Raw genomic sequence first — 18,586 nt, forward strand, 5'->3', positions numbered from 1 at the left:
ACACGCTTGTCACAAAAGCTCGTTATAATTAACCACCAATTTTTTGAAGCGCTTAAATTGTGCAAGATATTCGCTGGAAAGCATTTTGGCTCATTCTTTCGTTAACAGCATTTTGCTTGTTAATTTGGCTGGTATATGACACCAAAACCGCACTCATTATTTTTAGTGTCGGCATACTGATTTATCTTGCTGGCCATCTCTATTGGCTGCACAAACTTTACACTTGGCTACTCAAACCTGTCTTGAATCACATTCCCAATGGCACTGGCATCTGGGAAGATGTATTTGCCATGTTGTACCAAGAACAACGCAAGCACTCCCGCAACCAAAGCCAATTAAGCACCGCGCTTGAGCGTTTTAGACACGCCACCAGCGCCCTGCCCGATGCCGTCGTGGTGCTCAACACACAAAATGAAATCGAGTGGTTTAATGATCCGGCAGAAAAACAGTTGGGCTTGAACAAACACCATGACGAGAAACAACCCATCAACTATTTGGTGCGTAATGGTGAGTTTCTCAGCTACTTACAATCCGACGACTACAGCTCGCCCATCAAGCTCAAGTCTTGGCGCAACCCTGATGTCACACTCGAGATTCAGCTGATTCCGTTTGGCACCAAGCAAAAGCTGCTGATCTGTCGTGATATTTCCGCATTGGAAAAAACGGAAGTCATGCGCCGTGATTTTATTGCCAACGTCTCACACGAGTTACGCACTCCGCTCACTGTGATTGGTGGCTTTTTAGAAACCTTGTCAGACATGGCGGGTGAAGTTTCGGAGACCGCAAAGCCCTACTTTAATATGATGCAAGAACAAACCGGCCGCATGCGCCGGATCATTGAAGACTTGCTGACACTATCGCAAATTGAAAGCAATGCAAAAGATACAGAAGACATTGAAATTGACATGAGCAATATGTTAAAGCTGGTGCAAAATGATGCAAAAGGCCTCAGTCAAAGTCATCATAAAATCCATCTGGAAACAGACCCAACACTCAATTTAAACGGCGCCCAAAGTGAATTGCAGAGCGCGTTTAGCAATCTGGTCAGCAACGCCATCCGCTACACACCCAAAGGTGGTGAGATTTATATCAGCTGGGGAATGCACGATGGCCAGCCTGTATTCAGTGTGCGTGACACCGGCATTGGCATTGAACAACATCATATTGACCGACTCACCGAGCGCTTTTACCGCGTGGATAGTAGCCGTAGCCGTGAGACGGGCGGTACCGGATTGGGGCTCTCTATCGTGAAGCATATTCTAAACCGACATCAAGCCAATCTGCATATCGAAAGTGAAGTCGGCGTGGGAAGTACCTTTAGCATCGTATTTCCCAAATCGAGGATGCTGCATAAGCAAGTCTCATTATTTGCATGAAGTCGCTACTGACTGCACTGACGATACTACTCACCGCATGTGCTAGTGCACCCGCTCCGTCCGCCTCCGAAGGCAAACCTATGCCGGAACGTGCTGAGAAAAGCTCAGCCAATCAATTTATTAAAACCGATTTTGACCGCATGGCCGATGTGGAGTATTCCGAAAATACACAAAGCTTGAAAATATTGATGCTCAAGCTCTACAAGCGCAATCCGCATGAGCTAGCCAAAAGCACCAGCGACAGCGCAGAAAAAATGGTGGATTGGGTGTTTGATGGCGCCCTACAACACCACTGGCAATTTAAAGAGATGCAAAACAAACAAGGGGTAGAGGCTATTCACCTCAGCTTTTCTCCTGATTACGCTGGTGATCGCGTGCTCTCATTTATTGTCGGTCTGCATACCATGTTGCAAAAAGCCCATGGCGGAAAAAATGCATTTTACTTAACCGATAGCATCCACCCGCAAAGCCTATACAACGTGGCACGTAATGTAGAAATTGCGGCGTGGAAATTGGCATCTAGCCGCAAACCCAACGGTGAACTGTACATACTCAGCAATGAATTTAACGCGCAAGAACGCAATTTAAGTTTTGAGCGCGAGTTTGGCAAAATCATCGGCAGAACCGATTTATTTGCCTTTATGTTGGCAGAGAAATCACAACGCCTCATTTCCAGAATCACCCAAAGTATCGCCACCGCAGCATTTCTGCCGTTTTAAACAAGCCACTCAACCAGCCGTATTTATCGCCATACGGCTTATCCGCCTACCCGTTAAACTGCGTATTTCATCGCGCCATTAAAACCAATAAAGCCTTGTAATTGCAGCACTTTTACCGCTTTAATTGTCCAATTGAATTGAGGTGATGGCGATTACACTTTAAATTCTCATTAAAGTCAGTAAGTGCATTCAAAAACAGCATGGCCAGTTATAAAACAGACACTATTCGTCCGCTATTGATTGCCTCTTTGTTGTTAGGCATTTCAATGCTATGGCTATGCTTTAACTTTTATCACATCATTGTTCTCTCGCAACAAAAAGATCAGATCGATACACAGCGCTACTTGCTGGTGACATTCCGCAGTGCGGTGGTAGATGCAGAAACTGGGCAACGCGGCTACTTGATTACCAATAATGTCTCGTTCTTTGACGCGTATACCGAAGGCAAAACAAAAGCATTAGAAACCTACCAAGCCATTGCAGATAACTACCAACTGTTTCCGGCCATCAAACCGCTTATGCTGCAAGTCAAAGCACTCAGTGACGAAAAATTCAATATCATTGAATCCTCCATCCAAGTACAGCTTGATGCAGGCGCATATGCATCACACTTAACGCTGAGTAAAGACAAAGGCCGAACTGTGATGAACGAGATTAAGCTCAAGCTGGAAAATGCAGATTTACTGTTGTTGGCACAAAGACAAACCTACGAAAAACAAATTAAAAAAGCCCTTGAATTTACGATCTTATGCGGCTTACTTTTGGTCATCATTATTGTCGGCATTCTGATTTTCTCTTACAAACGCACCATCAAGCTGTTTGAAACTGTATTAGAAACCAAAGAGGCTTCCGAATCGTTTGCCCATCAGGCTGAGCACGACATGCTGACTGGCTTACCTAACAGAAGAGGCTTTGAGCATTTTATTGAGCTCACCCACTCCAACGCGCATCAACGTAAGCTGCAATACGCCATTTTGTATATGGATTTAGATGGATTTAAAGCCGTGAACGATGACCACGGTCACAACATTGGCGATAACGTACTGGTAGAAGTAGCCAAAATTATTACTGGCTTGCTACGTGAGCATGATTTTTTAGCACGCCTGGGTGGCGATGAGTTTGCAATTGTGATTAACCATTTTCATCATCAAAAAAGTCTGATTGATATTGCATCAAGAATCATTGCATCGCTCAACAGACCTTTGAATATTGCAGAGCAAACCATCCAAATTGGCGTGAGCATTGGCATTGCCAGATTCCCGCATGATGCTATTCATAAAGAAACACTGATATCGATGGCCGATGCTGCTATGTATTTTTCTAAGAAAAAAGGCAAAAATCAATTTAGCTTTATCAGCGATACCTTAGCTGCTTAGCGCTACTGTCTCATCAACACATGCTTAATAAAAAAGGGCCCTGAGACCCTTTTTTATTGCAACACAAACGCACTACGCGATTATTGCACTGCTGCCGCTGGTGCTGGCTCAGCCACAAAAATCTCTACACGACGATTTTTAGCTTTGTTGGCCGCTGTATCATTGGCCACCAATGGCTCACGTGAACCGCGACCCTCAATTGCAACACGGCTTGAAGCCACACCACGTGAAGATAAATAATCACGTACGCTTGCAGCACGGTTTAACGATAAAGGGTTATTCACAGCATCCGAACCAGTGCTATCGGTATGGCCAATAATCGTGACATTGCTGCTAGGATTATTCACCAAGCCCGTTGCAAATGTATCTAAAATACTTCTGAAATTAGATTGAATATCTGCACGGCCAACCGCAAATGAAATATCGCTTGGAATATCCAACTTCAAACGATTATCCGCTGTTTGTGTCACTGCCACACCAGTACCTGCCGTTGCCTCTTCCATTTGGCGCTTTTGTTCCTCTTGACGCTTCGTCCAAACGTTACCAGCCACAGCACCTGCACCTGCACCTACTACTGCACCAATTGCCGCGCCTTTGCCTTTACCTGCTACCGCGCCTACTACTGCACCTACGCCTGCACCAATCGCTGCACCTTTAGCCGTACCTTTTTGCGTTTCTGTCATATTGGCGCAACCGCCCAACACAAACGCAACCAACACAGAACCGACGATCATTTTATTACGCATATTATTTACCTTATATTAAAAGTGCTACTTTGCTAAAAACTACTTCTCTTGATTGCTAAACGTCTTGTGTGGCATGTAGGCTGACTAGATGCACAATTATTTATTACTTTCTGCCGCACCCTCAATTTTTTCGCCACCTTTTTGAATATCTTTACCAGCGCCCGCCATGGTGTTACAGGCACTTAGTGAGAATGCAAATGCTAAGACTAAAATTGTACTGATTAATTTCATTTTGTTTTCCTTTTAAAAGTAAGTTGAATAACGATAGATTGCGCAACATTCCCTACCCACTACATGTACATAGTACATTTGCATTAAAACAACGCATATCAGCTAACGCTGATATTGCTGTCAGAGGATTCTTACAATCCAACTCTGTGCTACTAAATTTAAAATACTGAATTGCCATCTACAGCAATCTGAAAGCTCGTATGTCGGGGGTAGCCCGACAGCTAGTTACTTTCTTTTGTGTGTGCAAAAGAAAGTAACCAAACAAAAGCACACCCCACATCACGGCCTAACGGCTCCCTTGCGTTGCTCAACAAAATAAGCGGCTGCGCAACTCAACCTAGTAGCGCATAAAAACCATGCGCTACTGCGGGATTCAAACAAGTGCTCGCCTTGATCTTATTTTGTTTCCGCTACTCAGCGTGATGTAAGGGGATAAACAACTATGAGACCTACCAAAGAATACTTATTATCTTTTTGTGCTCGTATGGTTTTCTAGACCCCTCTGCTGCGCCGAGCAGCACAGTAAAATTGGGGTTAAGGCGAGGACTTGTTTGAGCACCGCGACAGCCCACGTTTTTTGTGGGTTGTTAGGGCGAGTTCCGCAGCCTCCCAATTTTATGAAGCAGCGCAGGAAACGAGCAGCAGGGGGGTGTCCTGTTCTTTGGTTACTTTCTTATGGACAAACATAAGAAAGTATCTCGCCAGTCGCGCGAGTGCGACTAGATGGCTAAATTATTATTGCTGTGGGGTTAGTTTGGCCTTTAGTTTGGCTTGCTGTTTATTTGCTTTCTTTATCACCTCAAACGCTGCCTTAGCTTCTTCGCTATCCACAAGCTCTCGTTTTAATACTTCATTTTGAAGCGTAGTTATAAGAAATTCATTATCAACTTTAATAGTTGAACTTAGCTTCTTCAGTTCCTTCTTCAAAGCGATTATTACGCTATCGCTAGTTAAAAGTGCAGCAAGTGAGAATTTACTTGTTGCCTGTTGCTGCTGAAAAAATGCCGTCATTGATGACTGCGTGAAGCCTTCTCTGCTTAATGTCCCAAAACATTCCAACAATTGAGCATTCTTAGGACTTGCAGACAACAAATCAACTTCAAAGATAAGTGATTTATCAATTGGTTGTTTAAAATGGATCTTGTATACCTGCCAAACTACACCATTTGTTAAAACAACCCACTCAATACCATGGTTCGCTCCATAGTCGATTGTCTGCTTAATATGATTGTCTTTTAAATCAACGTTAATGGCTTTAGCTTCGATAAGAAATCTGACATCATTGCCTACCTTTACGGCCAAATCCACATAGGTGCCGCGTATTGCAAACTCTGTCGTAATTTCAATATGTTTTTTATATCCTAATAGCTCAGCCAGCATGTCTGCCAGAATCATTACAGTATCAGACTCGCTAATATCTCGGCTTTTTGCATCTGAAAGTATGGCCTGATAACGCTTGAGATTGAGACTAATTCTGTCGCTCACCTTTTTCGGTATTGCCATACTTCCTCCGCTATTATGTTATTTGTAAAACCTTATATTAGCTTGAAATATTCAAACAGCAAATTACCCCAACGCCACTTCTACCAAATTATCACTAAACGTCGTCGAGTGCCCCATATCCCCAAACTCCGCGGCACTAATACAATTTACCGTGCCATTATTCAATTGGCGCCAATAGCCTAACGTAGCCACCACAATCCCAGGGTTCACATCTTTGGTAATCCGTGCATCCGCCTGAAATGCGCCACGGCCATTAAACACTTTAACTTTATCTCCTTCTTGAATGCCACGGGTAGTCGCATCTAATGGGTTAATCATGACAAACTGTTCGCCTTGCCCTTTGATTTTCTCGGTGACGTTGGCATAGCATGAATTTAAAAAGCCATGGCTCTTGGGCGAGATAATATTCAGCGGATATTGTTTGGCCAATGCTGGGTTGTTTTCCACGCTCTCACGATTCGCCACGTAATCGGGCAATGCATCCAAGTCTTCACCCGGCTGAAAGCCTTCATACATTTGACGGAACGGCCCTGCCACAAAGTTTTTAGCGCCTTCTACCATGAACATACATTTGCCAGTTGGGGTAGGGAAGTTGCCATGTTTATGCGGCGCGCGGTCGTCTTTGGTGCCCACTTTCAGTTTGGCAAAGCCGTGCTCGCGCATATACGCCAAATCATAACCATCACAGGCTGGGGCATCCCATGCCACATAATTTTCCAAGCATTCGCTGTCCGACCATTTAAAGTTATCCTCTTCAAAGCCTAAGCGTTTGGCCAAGCGGCGGAAAATTTCATTATTGGGCAATGCTTCACCCGGTGGATCAATACACTTAGCGTTGTATGTGAGGTACAAATGCCCCCAAGACAGAATCATGTCTTCCATCTCTGCGCCCATGGCGGCTGGCAGCACAATATCTGCATAGGCAGCGGTATCACTCAGAAAATGCTCCGCCACCACCGTAAATAAGTCTTCGCGCTCTAACCCTTTCACAATTTTATCGGTCTCGGGCGATTGTGTGACCGGGTTAGTATTCCACACCATCAGCGATTGAATAGGGGTATTGAGTTTAATCTCACCCAACAATACACGCCCCAATTGCAGGATATTGGCGACTTGCGTGCCTTCTGGAATTAAATCCGGGCGGGAAATCACATCAAAACGGTAAGGGTGCTCCCACACTGGGAACTGCAAAATGCCGCCGCCCACATGGCGCCACGCACCAATCAATGCGGGCAAACAGGTCACTGCGCGGATGGCTTGGCTACCGCCGTAATTGCGCTCCAAAGCTACGCCAATGCGAATAGCGGCAGGTGGGGTAGTGGCGTATTCGCGAGCAAATTTGCGAATATCATCAGCCGCAATGCCAGTAATCTTTTCTGCCCATTCTGGTGTGCGCGTTTTGGCACGTTCTGCCAGTTCTTTGTAGCCTACGGTGTAGTTGTCAATGTAGTCCTGGTCTTGCAAACCTTCGTCAATAATCACATGCATCATGGCCATGGCCAACGCACCGTCAGTACCTGGTTTGGGCGCAATATGCCAATCCGCTTCTTTGGCCGTTTTAGACGCATAAGAGTCCACCACCACCACTTTGACGCCTTTTTTCTGTGCCTCATGAATGATATGCCAATGGTGCAGATTGGTAGAGACTGAGTTGGATGCCCACACCACGATATATTTAGCATGGATAAAACTTTCCGGATCTACACCGGCAGTGGGGCCAACGGTGAGTAACCAAGCGGTACAAGAGCCCTCGCCACAGAAAGTACGCTCACATACTGTGGCACCCATGCGGTTAAAGAATGCATCGCCGCCATTGAGGCCATGCACCAAACCTTGGTTACCCAAATAGCTGGCGGGCATGATGGCTTGCGGACCATCTTTTGCAATGATGGCTTTCCATTTACTGGTGATTTCGTCTAAGGCTTCATCCCAGCTAATACGCTTAAACTGTTTGCTGCCTTTGGGGCCTGTGCGTTTGAGGGGATAGAGTAAACGGTCGGGGTGGTAATGGCGCTTTTCGTAATCTTTGAGCTTGACGCACAAACCGCCGCGCGTCATAGGATGCTCTTTGTTACCTGTCACCTTTAACAATTTACCGTCTTGCACATGGTATTCCATGCTACAAGTATCCGGGCAATCGTGCGGACAGCCGCCATGAAAGGTTTTAACGCCAGTGTCTGTCGGTGCATTCATCTTCATCCCCTAACAATAGTTTTTATGGTGCGATACGAATTAAAATGACTATATACCTACTTGTATAGCCGATGCAATTATTTTTATATTGCTGAAAAAGACGATTAAAATAGCCCCATGCAAATTCAACTTTCCCAACCGCTCACACTCCTAAACCAACTCACGCCTGAAGCTTTTCTGGCCGAGTATTGGCAGAAAAAACCGCTACTGATTCGCCAAGCTATACCGGGATTTACCGGCTTACTTGATCCCAACGATTTGGCTGGCTTGGCTTGCGAGGAAGAAGTGCAATCCAGATTAGTACAATTTGCAAAGGGCCAGTGGCGAGTCACGCAAGGCCCCATGTCGGAAAAAACATTTAAGCACTTGCCTGATCACGACTGGACCTTGTTGGTGCAAGGCGTGAACCACTTCCTGCCAGAAGCTGCCGACTTACTGGCGCAATTTAATTTTATTCCACATGCGCGTTTGGATGATTTAATGGTGAGCTATGCGCCCGATGGCGGTGGCGTAGGCCCACATTTGGATAGCTATGATGTGTTTTTACTGCAAGGTAGCGGTAAACGGCATTGGAAAATTAGCCAGCAAACCGATTTCACTTTAATTGAAGATGCGCCACTACGTATCTTAAAACACTTTGAAACAGAGCAAGAATGGGTGTTGGAGGCAGGCGATATGCTTTATCTGCCGCCACAAATTGCTCATTGGGGTGTGGCGGTCGGTGAAGATTGCATGACCTACTCGATTGGATTCCGTGCGCCAAAAACGCAAGAGCTCGCGCATGAGTTTATGCATTTCCTCCAAGACCATACGCAATTGGAAGGCATCTATCAGGATCCCGATCTCGCCGCACAAGCGCATCCGGCTGAAATTAGCCGCAATATGGTGAGCAAGGTCAACCATGCGCTACAAGCCATTGCATGGGATGACACATTGGTGGCTCGCTTTTTAGGGCAATACTTAACCGAACCTAAGCCGCATATTGTATTTGCACCACCACGTAAGCTTTCACTCAAGTCATTACATCAACGTTTGTCACAGACAACACTCCATCTGGCATTGGCCTCACAAATGTTATTCTGGCAAGACACGTTTTTTCTCAATGGTGATGCTATGACTGCACCAGCCATACTCACCCCAATCTTAACAACATTGGCAGACCAGCGTTATGTGGATTGCGGCACTTTAACGCCTGAACAGTTGTCTGTATTAGCAACGACACTATATGAGGCCTATTTAGCAGGCTATGTGCTGATGCGTGAGGATATGGAATGACCGATACCACCACGAATGACCAACTTACTCCCGATACCATTCTATTCGGTGAAGCATTGTATGCACGCGCTTTAAATCTAGTCATTGCTCAAGCCACCACTAGCCTGCTTATCTTTGACCAAGACCTGTCACGTGGTGATTACAAAAGCACCTTACGCTACCGAGCGGTTCAACAGTTTTTGAGTCAATCGCCACAGAGCAAGCTCACCATTATTTTGCATCAAGACGCATTTTTAACTACCCAATGCCCACGCCTGATGGAGCTGCTATTAACATACGGCCACAAAATGACGGTATATATTACCAATGACTCCGCCAGAATTGCCAAAGATTGCTTTGCTATTGCGGATGATGTGCATTACGTGAAACGCATTCATATTGACCACGCACGATTCAAGTATGCATTGGACGATGCAGAGTCTTGTGCCGGGTTACGTATGCGATTCAGTGAACTATTAGAAGAAACTTCACACACGATTTCTGCTACGCAGTTGGGGCTTTGAGAATTTCCATGAAAAAGTATTTGTGCATCATTTTATGCATTATCAGCTTTCAAGCGTTGGCACAAACCGAGCTGAGAGTGTTTACGCTACAGCACCGCTTTGCCCAAGACCTATATGCCGCCATTTCTCCATTGGTAGATGAAAGCGGCACAGTGACCGGCATGAATAATCAACTGATTGTGCGTGCCACCCCAGCACAACTGGCAGAGATAGAGGCTGTGATTGCGCAACTGGATGTCGCGCGCGTCAATCGCAGAATCACCGTGCAGTCACAGCAAAACCAGCAATCGACCATGGACAATACACAGATTTCTGGCAATGTGCGTAGAGGCAGAGTCATTATTGGCAACAACCCGAATGCAGCCCCCAATAGCGGACGTATTGATGTCACCCGCAATGAGCAACACACCACACAAAATAGTCAGCAATTTTTACAAGTGGTGGATGGGGAGCGTGCCTATATTCGTGTAGGCACCCTAGTGCCCTTTACCCAAGAATGGATTACGTTGACAAGACGTTATGCGCAAGTGACTCGCAGCACCGATTGGGTAGAAGTGAGCACGGGGTTTGCAGTCCGTCCGCGCACGATTGGCAATCAAGTAGAGCTGGAAATAACACCACGTATTTCCAATGGCTACGGACAACAATCTATCGACTTTGAAACACTTTCCACCATCGCCCATGTTTCCTTGGGCGAATGGGTCGATATTGGGCAAACGATGCAGCAACGGGATGATGTCAGCCGTAAAATTTTGGGCTCACAAACTGGCACTTCTTATCAAAAAAGTGGCCTCAGTATCAAAGTAGATTAGGTTTTGATGAGGTTTTCACGCTAAATTGTTGCAATATAACAATATTTTTCTTTCAAATTCACAAAAATCCCACTAAATAGATTTTATTTTCAATAAATTTGCTGCTACAATTTAAGCACTCGGAAAGCTAGTCACCTAGTGAACCGTACCCGATTAAACATTAGCTCATATACTAAGGAATTTAAAATGACACGTTCTGCTCTATTAGCCGCATTATTAGCACTTGCTTTAACTGCTTGTGGCGAAAAACCTGCTGAAGAAGCGCCAGCTGCTGAAGCTCCTGCTGCTGAAGCTGCACCAGCTGAAGCTGCTCCTGCTGAGGCTGCACCAGCTGAAGCTGCTCCTGCTGAGGCTGCACCAGCTGAAGCTGCTCCTGCTGAGGCTGCACCAGCTGAAGCTGCTCCAGCAAACTAATAGTTTAAAACTTTAGTTTACAAGCAAAAAAGCCGACGTAATGTCGGCTTTTTTTATTTCGTCTAGCATAGAGTATTTTGGATAGCTTTAGAGACTACGCCAAATTAGAGACTACGCCAATGTAGCCCCAACGTCTGCTCAGCAATGGCAACCCAATCGGGAGCACAACCCAACACAGCACTCAGTGCTGTTTGCGCCAATATTGGCGTATTATTTTTTTCACTTAAATGTGCCGCTACAATATGTTTTAGCTTTGTGTTGTCTAATTGAGACAATAGCGTTGCCGCACTTTGATTATCCAAATGCCCTAAACGCCCACCCACTCTGTCTTTAAGTGGTTTTGCATATGGTCCTTTTGCCAGCATGGCAAGGTCATGGTTGCATTCCAGCATCAACGCATCACAGCCAGAGAGAACGCGTTCAATATGTGCAGTCGTACTGCCTACATCAGTCAATATGCCTAATTTGGCACGACCATCAGAAAAGGTAAATTGGGTCGGCTCACGCGCATCGTGAGGCACCGGGAAAGGTGATACGCAGATGGCATCTACCGTAAAATCAGTATGGCTATCAATCAGCTGGATTTGAAGGTCGCTTATGTCTGAGGGTAGATAGCGCTCGCACATTTTATAAGTGCCATAACTTAACCAAACTGGGATACGGTATTTTGCTGCCAGCTTGAAAGCACCGCGTGCATGGTCGTCATGCTCGTGTGTGACCAAAATGCCACTGAGTTGCTCTGGCGTTAAATCTAATCTTGCCAAGCGCGTCACCATCTCGCGCACACTAAACCCGCAATCCAGTAGCAGACGGGTATTGTCCACTTCAATCAACGTGGCATTACCCGCACTCCCACTGCCTAGCGAGGCAAAGCGCATGGCTATTTCAATTGATCGTAAAGTAAAGAAATAATCCTATTCGCCGTGCTGGAAGGGTTACGTTTGCCTTCCGTGTCCACCACATTGACACTGGATGTACCATCTTCTAGCTCGGTTACTTTAATGCGATATTGCTTAGACGGATCGGTTTTTTCGTCTTTACCTTTCCAAAACTTAAGCTTTTCGGCCAAAGATTTATCATCTTTAGGTTTTGGATTATTCTTTTCTTCTTCGTCATCACCCCAGAATTTCAGCGTTTCCAACAGGCCTTTTTTCTTTTTGGGCGTGTCATCAATATCCACATCGGCATAACGTACAAAGAATAAACCTTTTGAGCGGTCCTTATCTTCAGTCACAAATCCAACGCGGTCTAATGCTAAACCGACACGGCGCCAGCCACGATCGAACGAATCATTGATATGTAACGTCACGCTACTATCTACCTCTTTGGCAACTGTTGCGCGCTGTGGGTTGACCGGATTGGCTGCAATTTGTTGTGCTTGTTTTTCAGCCACGCCCAGCTTCACCATCAGGCGACGGAGTAACTCCACATCCAAATCACTATCAAACTGTTCAGCCGTATTGATTTTTTTATCGGCATCTAGGCGATAGCCAGTATCTACTCTGCCCAGTTGGGTATCCACATAATTTTTGCCGTCATCCGGTGCGCCAGCCACAGTACGGTGTGTCATGTAAATTTCGGTAGTACCATCTTTTTCACCACGCTCTAAACGTGTACGGAATTTACGGCGATCCGCTAAACCGGACAATTTATCCAACCAAGCATCAAATTTATCACCTACATTGCGATTATCTTCTTTGAGCTTAATCGCATCTGCCTGTATCCACTCGGTTTCCATCACGCCGATTTCTGCGTTTTCCACGCGTACGGCAAAGCCTTGATCTAACCAAAATTCACGAATAGCCGGCCAAATTTTTTCTGCTGGTGCAGTCACAACCAACCAGCGCTGTGCGCCAGCTTTTTCCATCCGTACACCATCTGCATTTGGTAACACTTGCTCTACGCCTGGCTCTTGCCCTTCTTGATCTTGATTATAAGTGGAGTAAGTGGCGCTGCCTGGCACTGCATATGCATCACTGCTTCTCACGGCCGTTAAATCGGGAGGCACTTCTAAAGGCTTGGAACGCCCGGCACCTTTGTAATCAGAGGTGTTGTCGATAAAAGGAATTGAGTCGCACGCTGTTAGAGCAGATACCACAGCCAATACGCCAACTGCTTTTAAAAATAATTGTTGATTCATTGTTTCACCATTCTCGTCGTTTGACCATTTTCGTGTGGGTCTAAGGAATAAAAACCAAATTAAGCAATACCGGCACGCGTCATCGCATCACGCAATATGGCATGATATTGCGGTGACAAGTTCACTAGTGGCAGGCGAATTCCAGTCTGAATATGCCCCATTTGTTGCAATACCCATTTCACTGGGATCGGATTTGCTTCTACAAATAATTTTTGATGCAATGCGAATAACTTCGCGTTGATTTGACGTGCTGCCGTCACATCCCCCGCCATTGCTTTCACACACATGTCATGCATCAATGCCGGCGCAACGTTGGCAGTCACAGAGATCACACCACGTGCCCCCAATAGCAAGAGCGATAAACTAGTGGCATCATCGCCGCTATACACCACAAAATCCGCGGGCACTTTTAATAGTAAGTCCGTACCACGTTCAATACCGCCTGTTGCATCTTTAATGCCGACAATATTCTGAATAGCAGACAATCTCACTACGGTATCGTTCTGAATATCACAGCCCGTACGTCCTGGCACGTTGTATAAGATTTGCGGGATATCGACGGCTTGGGCAACTGCTGCAAAGTGTTGATACAAACCTTCTTGCGATGGCTTGTTGTAATAAGGCGCAACTAGCAAACATGCATCAGCACCTAATGCTTTGGCTTTACGGGTGAGCGCAATGGCCTCGCTAGTAGAATTTGCACCAGTACCGGCAATGACTGGAATACGCCCGGCTACATGCTCTACGGTGGTTTTAATCAACAGACAATGTTCTTCCACATCGACAGTTGGTGATTCGCCCGTAGTGCCCACAATAACAATACCATCTGTGCCAGCATCCACATGAAAATCAATCAGCTTCTTCAGTGCAACTAGGTCCAAATCACCGTTTTCATGCATAGGCGTAACGATTGCAACTAAACTACCTGTAAACATATTCCAACCACTTGTCCAAAAATTGCTTATATTTTAACCGATTATGCCGCATTGCGCTAAAGGCTATTTAGCCCCATGTGGTAAATCCAGTAAGGTAAATAATATTGCATTGAAATTCAGCTCTTTAACTGTATTTGGCGATTCAACAAAACCACGGCAAACGAGTATAATTGAGGCTTAGCAGTTTATTCAAATGGTCAGGCGAGATGTCACAAAGTTATATATTTATTTTAATTAGCACTGTGTTAGTGAACAACATTGTGTTGGTTAAAATTTTGGGACTTTGCCCGTTCATGGGCGTGTCCAAAAAACTGGAAGCCTCTGTTGGCATGGCAGCCGCCACGGCATTTGTGCTCACCTTGGGCTCTATGACCAGCTGGGCCATTAATCATTATCTGCTGGAGCCTAACCATGTGGAGTATTTGCGCACTTTATCCTTTATTGTAGTGATTGCTGGTGTGGTACAACTCACGGAAATGATCATGGAAAAAAGCTTTCCGTTACTGTATCAAATGCTAGGTATTTTTCTGCCGCTGATTACCACCAATTGCGCAGTACTAGGCATCCCTTTGCTTAACGCGCAAGCCAGTCATAACTTTGTGGAATCTGGCTTATATGGGTTCGGTGGTGCACTTGGCTTTTCATTGGTATTGATTCTATTTGCGTCTATGCGTGAGCGCATGGAAGCCGCCGACGTGCCCGCACCCTTTAAAGGTTCTGCCATTGCCATGATTACAGCGGCGCTCATGAGTTTAGCGTTTATGGGTTTTGCTGGCTTAGATAGGTATTAGCCACATGCTTATCGCACTCTATATCATGCTGGGCTTGGCCCTTGCGCTTGGTGTCTTACTCGGTTATTCCGCGCTCAAATTCAAAGTAGAGGGTGACCCGCTCATTGCCAGAATCGATGCCATATTACCGCAGACACAGTGCGGCCAATGCGGCTACCCTGGTTGCAAACCCTATGCAACTGCCATTGCCAAAGGCGAAGCTGATATCAATCAATGCCCGCCCGGTGGCGATGCCGGTGTGCATGCACTGGCCGATTTGCTGGGCGTTGAATACAAGCCGCTTAATGCAGAGCATGGTGAACCCAAACCAAAATCCGTTGCTTTTATTGATGAGAACACGTGCATTGGTTGCACTTTGTGCATTCAGGCTTGCCCGGTAGATGCAATTTTAGGTGCAGCCAAACATATGCACACCATCATCAGCAGTGAATGCACCGGCTGCGAACTCTGCCTTGCACCGTGCCCAGTGGATTGCATCAGCATGGGGCCGATTGCGGAAACTCCCGATAACTGGAAATGGAAATATCCAACCATTCCCATTAAGCCCATTGCATTAGAAAGTTAACATTCACAGCATGAATGCACTCGTCAATTTTGGAAAAATATTCAAGTTTAACGGAGGGGTTCACCCGCCGGAAAACAAAGCACAATCGACCCAACGGCCGATTGGCCAATTGACGTTGCCAGAACACTTAGTATTACCGCTCAGACAACACGTAGGCAATATCCCAAAAGTTGCCGTGAGTGTAGGTGATCATGTACTCAAAGGTCAATTGCTTGCAGAAGCAGAGGGCATGGTATCCGCAGCGATTCACGCCCCAACTTCCGGCACGATTACTGCAATTGCAGATGCCGTGATCCCGCATCCCTCGGGCTTGCCAGACCATTGCATTACACTCACGCCAGATGGCCAAGATACTTGGATTACGCACCAACCCATCGACTGGCGTAACACCGACCGTAAAGCTTTGGTCGCCAGCTTGCGTTTATCCGGCATTGTGGGCTTGGGAGGCGCAACTTTCCCCACCCAAGTGAAACTGCGCGCAGATGGAAAATCGGTCGTACATACTTTAGTGATTAATGCTGCCGAATGCGAGCCATACATCACTTGCGACGACATGCTGATGCGCGAACGCGCCGCAGAAATTTTACAGGGCATTGCCATCGCGCAGCATTTACTTGGCGCAACCAAAGTGTTGATTGGCATTGAAGACAATAAGCCGGAAGCGATCCGCGCCATGCAGCAAGCGGTGACTGGTACCACCATGGAAGTAGTAGTAGTGCCTACCTTATACCCCAGTGGGGATGCACGCAGATTGGTCCATTTGTTACTGGGCCAAGAAATCCCCTATAACAAGCGCTCAACAGAGGTTGGCATCCAAGTATTCAATGTAGCAACCGTGTTAGCGTTACACCGCTACTTCAACCACGGTGAACCAGCGATTAGTAGAATTGTGTCGATGACCGGCAATGTCGCACACCCTCAGAATTTTGAAGTGCTGTTTGGCACGCCACTCGCACATTTGATTCACGCTGCTGGCGGCGTAAAAGCAAATACCACACATTTCATCATGGGCGGGCCGATGATGGGATTCAACCTACCGGATACCAACATCCCCATCACCAAAGCCGCTAACTGCATTATTGCCGCAACGCCAGATTTGTTTGCACCACCGCCACCCGCCATGCCCTGCATACGCTGCGTACGTTGCGCAGATGCTTGCCCTGTAAGTTTGCAACCACAAGAGCTCTATTGGTTTGCTAAATCGGACAATTTTGAAAAAGCGCGCGACTACAAACTATTTGACTGCATTGAGTGCGGCGCCTGCTCGTATGTGTGCCCAAGTGATATTCCACTTGTGCAATATTATCGCTATGCAAAGAGTGAGATCATTGCTGCCGACAAAGCGAAAGAAGCTGCCGATTTGGCACGTGAACGCAATGAAGCAAGAATCGCACGTATAGAACGCGAAAAGCTAGAGCGCGCGCAAAAACATGCAGAACGCGCGCAGGGTGCAAAAACGGAGCCTAAGCAAGAAACAGCAACACCAGCCTCAACATCTGCGGGCGCTGACGATGCGAAAAAAGCAGCGATTGCTGCCGCGATTGAACGTGCGAAACAACAAAAACTGCAAAATGCACAAGCAACAGACACTGACACTAGTGAGCAGACAAAGCCTGCTGCGGACGACGCAAAAAAAGCGGCCATTGCCGCAGCCATAGAACGCGCCAAGGCACAAAAAGCAGCTGCCCAGCAAGCAGGTGAGACACCAAAAAATGTGGATTCCATCAGCACAATAGTGCAGCAAAAAATTGCTGAGATTGATGCAAGACGTCAGACTGTAGGTCCTGCCCCTGAGCCCGTTGCAAAGGTACAAGGACCGCCACCAGTCGCTGACGATGCCAAGCAAGCGGCGATTGCCGCTGCCATTGCGCGTGCCAAAGCGCAAAAGGCGGCAGCAGAAGCTGCGAAATCTGAATCACCAATGAAGTCTGATGTAGACAATCAACTAAAATCGCAACCTAAAAAAGATTAGCCAAAGAGGATTCACTTGATACGCTCACCTTATATTTCAGATGCCCCCAGCGTCAGCACCATTATGCTGAAAGTGCTGATTGCACTAGTACCTGCCATTGCAGTGTATGTGTGGGTATTTGGCGGCGGCATTTTGGTCACGCTGACCTTGGCAACCATCACCGCACTGGGCACAGAAGCACTGATGCTGAAACTAAGACATCGCCCGATCCAACCATTTCTCACCGACTATAGTGCCGTGATCACAGCATGGCTATTAGCTCTAGCAATTCCTCCGCTTACACCGTGGTGGCTCATTGTGGTGGGTACCGCTTTTGCCATTATCATTGCTAAACAGCTATATGGTGGGCTGGGCTACAATCCGTTTAATCCAGCCATGGTCGGCTATGCCGTACTGCTGATCTCATTTCCAGTACTGATGACCAAGTGGCCAGCCGCCTTGCAACTGGCACACACACCATTGAGTTTTGCCGATCAATTTCATTACATTATGTACGGCAAGTTACCGGAAGGCGTGTTACTAGATGCGGTGACATCGGCCACACCACTGGACTATTTAAAAACGCAATTAAAGCTAGATCATGCCATGGCCACCATACAAAGTGCGCCTTTGTTTGGCACATTGGGCGGCAAAGGTAGCGAGTACATTACCATAGCCTATCTGCTTGGCGGCCTTTACTTATGGCAACAGAAAATTATTTCATGGCATTTGCCCGTTGCTTTTTTAGGCGTACTTACAGTCATTGCCTCTTTATTTTGGATGAGCGATAGTGCGCACTTTGCTTCACCGCTATTACATTTGTTTAGTGGCGCAAGTATGCTCGGCGCGTTCTTCATTTTAACGGACCCGGTCAGCGGCCCCACCACCCCACGTGGCAAACTATATTTCGCAGGGGGCGTCGCCATCATCACTTACCTGATTCGTGTTTATGGCGGCTACCCGGACGGCATTGCGTTTGCCGTGATTTTTATGAATATTTGTGTACCTTTGATTGATGCGCACACACAACCACGCGTGTTTGGTCATGAGAAATAG

17 protein-coding genes and 1 pseudogene are annotated in these 18,586 nt (G+C 46.5%); 10 read left to right on the plus strand and 8 right to left on the minus strand.

Annotation, left to right across the window (positions count from 1 at the left end; genetic code table 11):
- Positions 1-59 precede the first annotated feature (59 nt).
- The 3 genes from phoR (at position 60) to A3Q3_RS0106960 (ending at position 3,471) form a co-directional block, all read left to right on the plus strand.
- Positions 60-1,376 (plus strand): phosphate regulon sensor histidine kinase PhoR, encoded by a 1,317-nt coding sequence (phoR, locus tag A3Q3_RS0106950; RefSeq protein WP_020182858.1) that lies wholly within the window; start codon positions 60-62, stop codon positions 1,374-1,376.
- Positions 1,373-2,095: a hypothetical protein gene (locus A3Q3_RS0106955; protein WP_026361811.1), complete on the plus strand. Its 723-nt coding sequence runs from the start codon at positions 1,373-1,375 to the stop codon at positions 2,093-2,095. The genes phoR and A3Q3_RS0106955 overlap by 4 nt, the downstream gene beginning before the upstream one ends.
- Positions 2,096-2,295: 200 nt before the next feature.
- A complete protein-coding gene (locus A3Q3_RS0106960) occupies positions 2,296-3,471 on the plus strand; it encodes a diguanylate cyclase domain-containing protein (protein ID WP_020182860.1) in 1,176 nt (391 codons plus the stop codon).
- An 80-nt stretch (positions 3,472-3,551) separates the two neighbouring features.
- Here A3Q3_RS0106960 and A3Q3_RS0106965 read toward each other — a convergent pair whose 3' ends face one another.
- The 4 genes from A3Q3_RS0106965 to A3Q3_RS0106980 form a co-directional block, all read right to left on the minus strand.
- Positions 3,552-4,217 carry an OmpA family protein gene (locus A3Q3_RS0106965; RefSeq protein WP_020182861.1) on the minus strand — a complete coding sequence of 222 codons (666 nt, stop codon included), beginning with the start codon at positions 4,215-4,217 and terminating at the stop codon, positions 3,552-3,554.
- 96 nt (positions 4,218-4,313) lie between these two features.
- Positions 4,314-4,448: an entericidin A/B family lipoprotein gene (locus tag A3Q3_RS14300; protein ID WP_020182862.1), complete on the minus strand. Its 135-nt coding sequence runs from the start codon at positions 4,446-4,448 to the stop codon at positions 4,314-4,316.
- A gap of 735 nt (positions 4,449-5,183) precedes the next feature.
- Positions 5,184-5,951 carry a type I restriction enzyme HsdR N-terminal domain-containing protein gene (locus tag A3Q3_RS0106975; protein ID WP_020182863.1) on the minus strand — a complete coding sequence of 256 codons (768 nt, stop codon included), beginning with the start codon at positions 5,949-5,951 and terminating at the stop codon, positions 5,184-5,186.
- Between the two features lie 63 nt (positions 5,952-6,014).
- A complete protein-coding gene (locus A3Q3_RS0106980) occupies positions 6,015-8,144 on the minus strand; it encodes a molybdopterin-dependent oxidoreductase (RefSeq protein ID WP_020182864.1) in 2,130 nt (709 codons plus the stop codon).
- A 117-nt stretch (positions 8,145-8,261) separates the two neighbouring features.
- Here A3Q3_RS0106980 and A3Q3_RS0106985 point away from each other — a divergent pair, with 117 nt between their 5' ends.
- From A3Q3_RS0106985 to A3Q3_RS0106995, 3 genes are read left to right on the plus strand one after another with little or no spacing between them, the layout of a single operon-like run.
- Positions 8,262-9,419, plus strand: coding sequence for a cupin domain-containing protein (locus A3Q3_RS0106985; RefSeq protein WP_020182865.1), 1,158 nt, complete (start codon positions 8,262-8,264; stop codon positions 9,417-9,419).
- Positions 9,416-9,922 (plus strand): hypothetical protein, encoded by a 507-nt coding sequence (locus A3Q3_RS0106990; protein WP_020182866.1) that lies wholly within the window; start codon positions 9,416-9,418, stop codon positions 9,920-9,922. Before A3Q3_RS0106985 ends, A3Q3_RS0106990 begins: the two co-directional genes overlap by 4 nt.
- A gap of 8 nt (positions 9,923-9,930) precedes the next feature.
- Entirely contained in the window at positions 9,931-10,734 is an 804-nt protein-coding gene (locus tag A3Q3_RS0106995; protein WP_020182867.1) for a secretin N-terminal domain-containing protein, read from the plus strand.
- Positions 10,735-10,962: 228 nt separating this feature from the next.
- Here the strand turns inward: A3Q3_RS0106995 and A3Q3_RS14665 are convergent.
- The 4 genes and pseudogenes from A3Q3_RS14665 to dapA form a co-directional block, all read right to left on the minus strand.
- Positions 10,963-11,073: pseudogene (locus A3Q3_RS14665) on the minus strand (hypothetical protein); the annotation flags it as partial.
- Positions 11,074-11,252: 179 nt separating this feature from the next.
- Positions 11,253-12,026, minus strand: coding sequence for an MBL fold metallo-hydrolase (locus tag A3Q3_RS0107005; protein ID WP_020182869.1), 774 nt, complete (start codon positions 12,024-12,026; stop codon positions 11,253-11,255).
- Positions 12,027-12,028: 2 nt separating this feature from the next.
- Positions 12,029-13,288, minus strand: a complete 1,260-nt coding sequence (gene bamC, locus A3Q3_RS0107010) for an outer membrane protein assembly factor BamC (protein ID WP_020182870.1) — start codon at positions 13,286-13,288, stop codon at positions 12,029-12,031.
- A gap of 59 nt (positions 13,289-13,347) precedes the next feature.
- On the minus strand, positions 13,348-14,223 hold the full coding sequence (dapA, locus tag A3Q3_RS0107015) for a 4-hydroxy-tetrahydrodipicolinate synthase (RefSeq protein WP_020182871.1): 876 nt from the start codon (positions 14,221-14,223) through the stop codon (positions 13,348-13,350).
- Positions 14,224-14,429: 206 nt separating this feature from the next.
- Here dapA and rsxA point away from each other — a divergent pair, with 206 nt between their 5' ends.
- From rsxA to rsxD, 4 genes are read left to right on the plus strand one after another with little or no spacing between them, the layout of a single operon-like run.
- Complete coding sequence (rsxA, locus tag A3Q3_RS0107020; protein ID WP_020182872.1) at positions 14,430-15,014, plus strand: electron transport complex subunit RsxA; 585 nt, start codon at positions 14,430-14,432, stop codon at positions 15,012-15,014.
- Between the two features lie 4 nt (positions 15,015-15,018).
- Positions 15,019-15,579, plus strand: coding sequence for an electron transport complex subunit RsxB (gene rsxB, locus A3Q3_RS0107025; protein ID WP_020182873.1), 561 nt, complete (start codon positions 15,019-15,021; stop codon positions 15,577-15,579).
- A 10-nt stretch (positions 15,580-15,589) separates the two neighbouring features.
- Complete coding sequence (gene rsxC, locus A3Q3_RS0107030) at positions 15,590-17,551, plus strand: electron transport complex subunit RsxC (protein WP_020182874.1); 1,962 nt, start codon at positions 15,590-15,592, stop codon at positions 17,549-17,551.
- A gap of 15 nt (positions 17,552-17,566) precedes the next feature.
- Positions 17,567-18,586: an electron transport complex subunit RsxD gene (rsxD, locus tag A3Q3_RS0107035; protein WP_020182875.1), complete on the plus strand. Its 1,020-nt coding sequence runs from the start codon at positions 17,567-17,569 to the stop codon at positions 18,584-18,586.

Origin of the sequence: Methylotenera sp. 1P/1 (assembly GCF_000384355.1) — a bacterium.
In the GTDB taxonomy this organism is placed as follows: domain Bacteria; phylum Pseudomonadota; class Gammaproteobacteria; order Burkholderiales; family Methylophilaceae; genus Methylophilus.

What these genes read in the sequence shown, in the direction of transcription:
- A3Q3_RS0106955 (WP_026361811.1), top strand. Translation starts at nt 1,373, where the DNA reads ATGAAGTCGCTACTGACTGCACTGACGATACTACTCACCGCATGTGCT.
- A3Q3_RS0106960 (WP_020182860.1), top strand. Translation starts at nt 2,296, where the DNA reads ATGGCCAGTTATAAAACAGACACTATTCGTCCGCTATTGATTGCCTCT.
- A3Q3_RS0106965 (WP_020182861.1), bottom strand. Translation starts at nt 4,217, where the DNA reads ATGCGTAATAAAATGATCGTCGGTTCTGTGTTGGTTGCGTTTGTGTTG.
- A3Q3_RS14300 (WP_020182862.1), bottom strand. Translation starts at nt 4,448, where the DNA reads ATGAAATTAATCAGTACAATTTTAGTCTTAGCATTTGCATTCTCACTA.
- A3Q3_RS0106975 (WP_020182863.1), bottom strand. Translation starts at nt 5,951, where the DNA reads ATGGCAATACCGAAAAAGGTGAGCGACAGAATTAGTCTCAATCTCAAG.
- A3Q3_RS0106980 (WP_020182864.1), bottom strand. Translation starts at nt 8,144, where the DNA reads ATGAATGCACCGACAGACACTGGCGTTAAAACCTTTCATGGCGGCTGT.
- A3Q3_RS0106985 (WP_020182865.1), top strand. Translation starts at nt 8,262, where the DNA reads ATGCAAATTCAACTTTCCCAACCGCTCACACTCCTAAACCAACTCACG.
- A3Q3_RS0106990 (WP_020182866.1), top strand. Translation starts at nt 9,416, where the DNA reads ATGACCGATACCACCACGAATGACCAACTTACTCCCGATACCATTCTA.
- A3Q3_RS0106995 (WP_020182867.1), top strand. Translation starts at nt 9,931, where the DNA reads ATGAAAAAGTATTTGTGCATCATTTTATGCATTATCAGCTTTCAAGCG.
- A3Q3_RS0107005 (WP_020182869.1), bottom strand. Translation starts at nt 12,026, where the DNA reads ATGCGCTTTGCCTCGCTAGGCAGTGGGAGTGCGGGTAATGCCACGTTG.
- bamC (WP_020182870.1), bottom strand. Translation starts at nt 13,288, where the DNA reads ATGAATCAACAATTATTTTTAAAAGCAGTTGGCGTATTGGCTGTGGTA.
- dapA (WP_020182871.1), bottom strand. Translation starts at nt 14,223, where the DNA reads ATGTTTACAGGTAGTTTAGTTGCAATCGTTACGCCTATGCATGAAAAC.
- rsxA (WP_020182872.1), top strand. Translation starts at nt 14,430, where the DNA reads ATGTCACAAAGTTATATATTTATTTTAATTAGCACTGTGTTAGTGAAC.
- rsxB (WP_020182873.1), top strand. Translation starts at nt 15,019, where the DNA reads ATGCTTATCGCACTCTATATCATGCTGGGCTTGGCCCTTGCGCTTGGT.
- rsxC (WP_020182874.1), top strand. Translation starts at nt 15,590, where the DNA reads ATGAATGCACTCGTCAATTTTGGAAAAATATTCAAGTTTAACGGAGGG.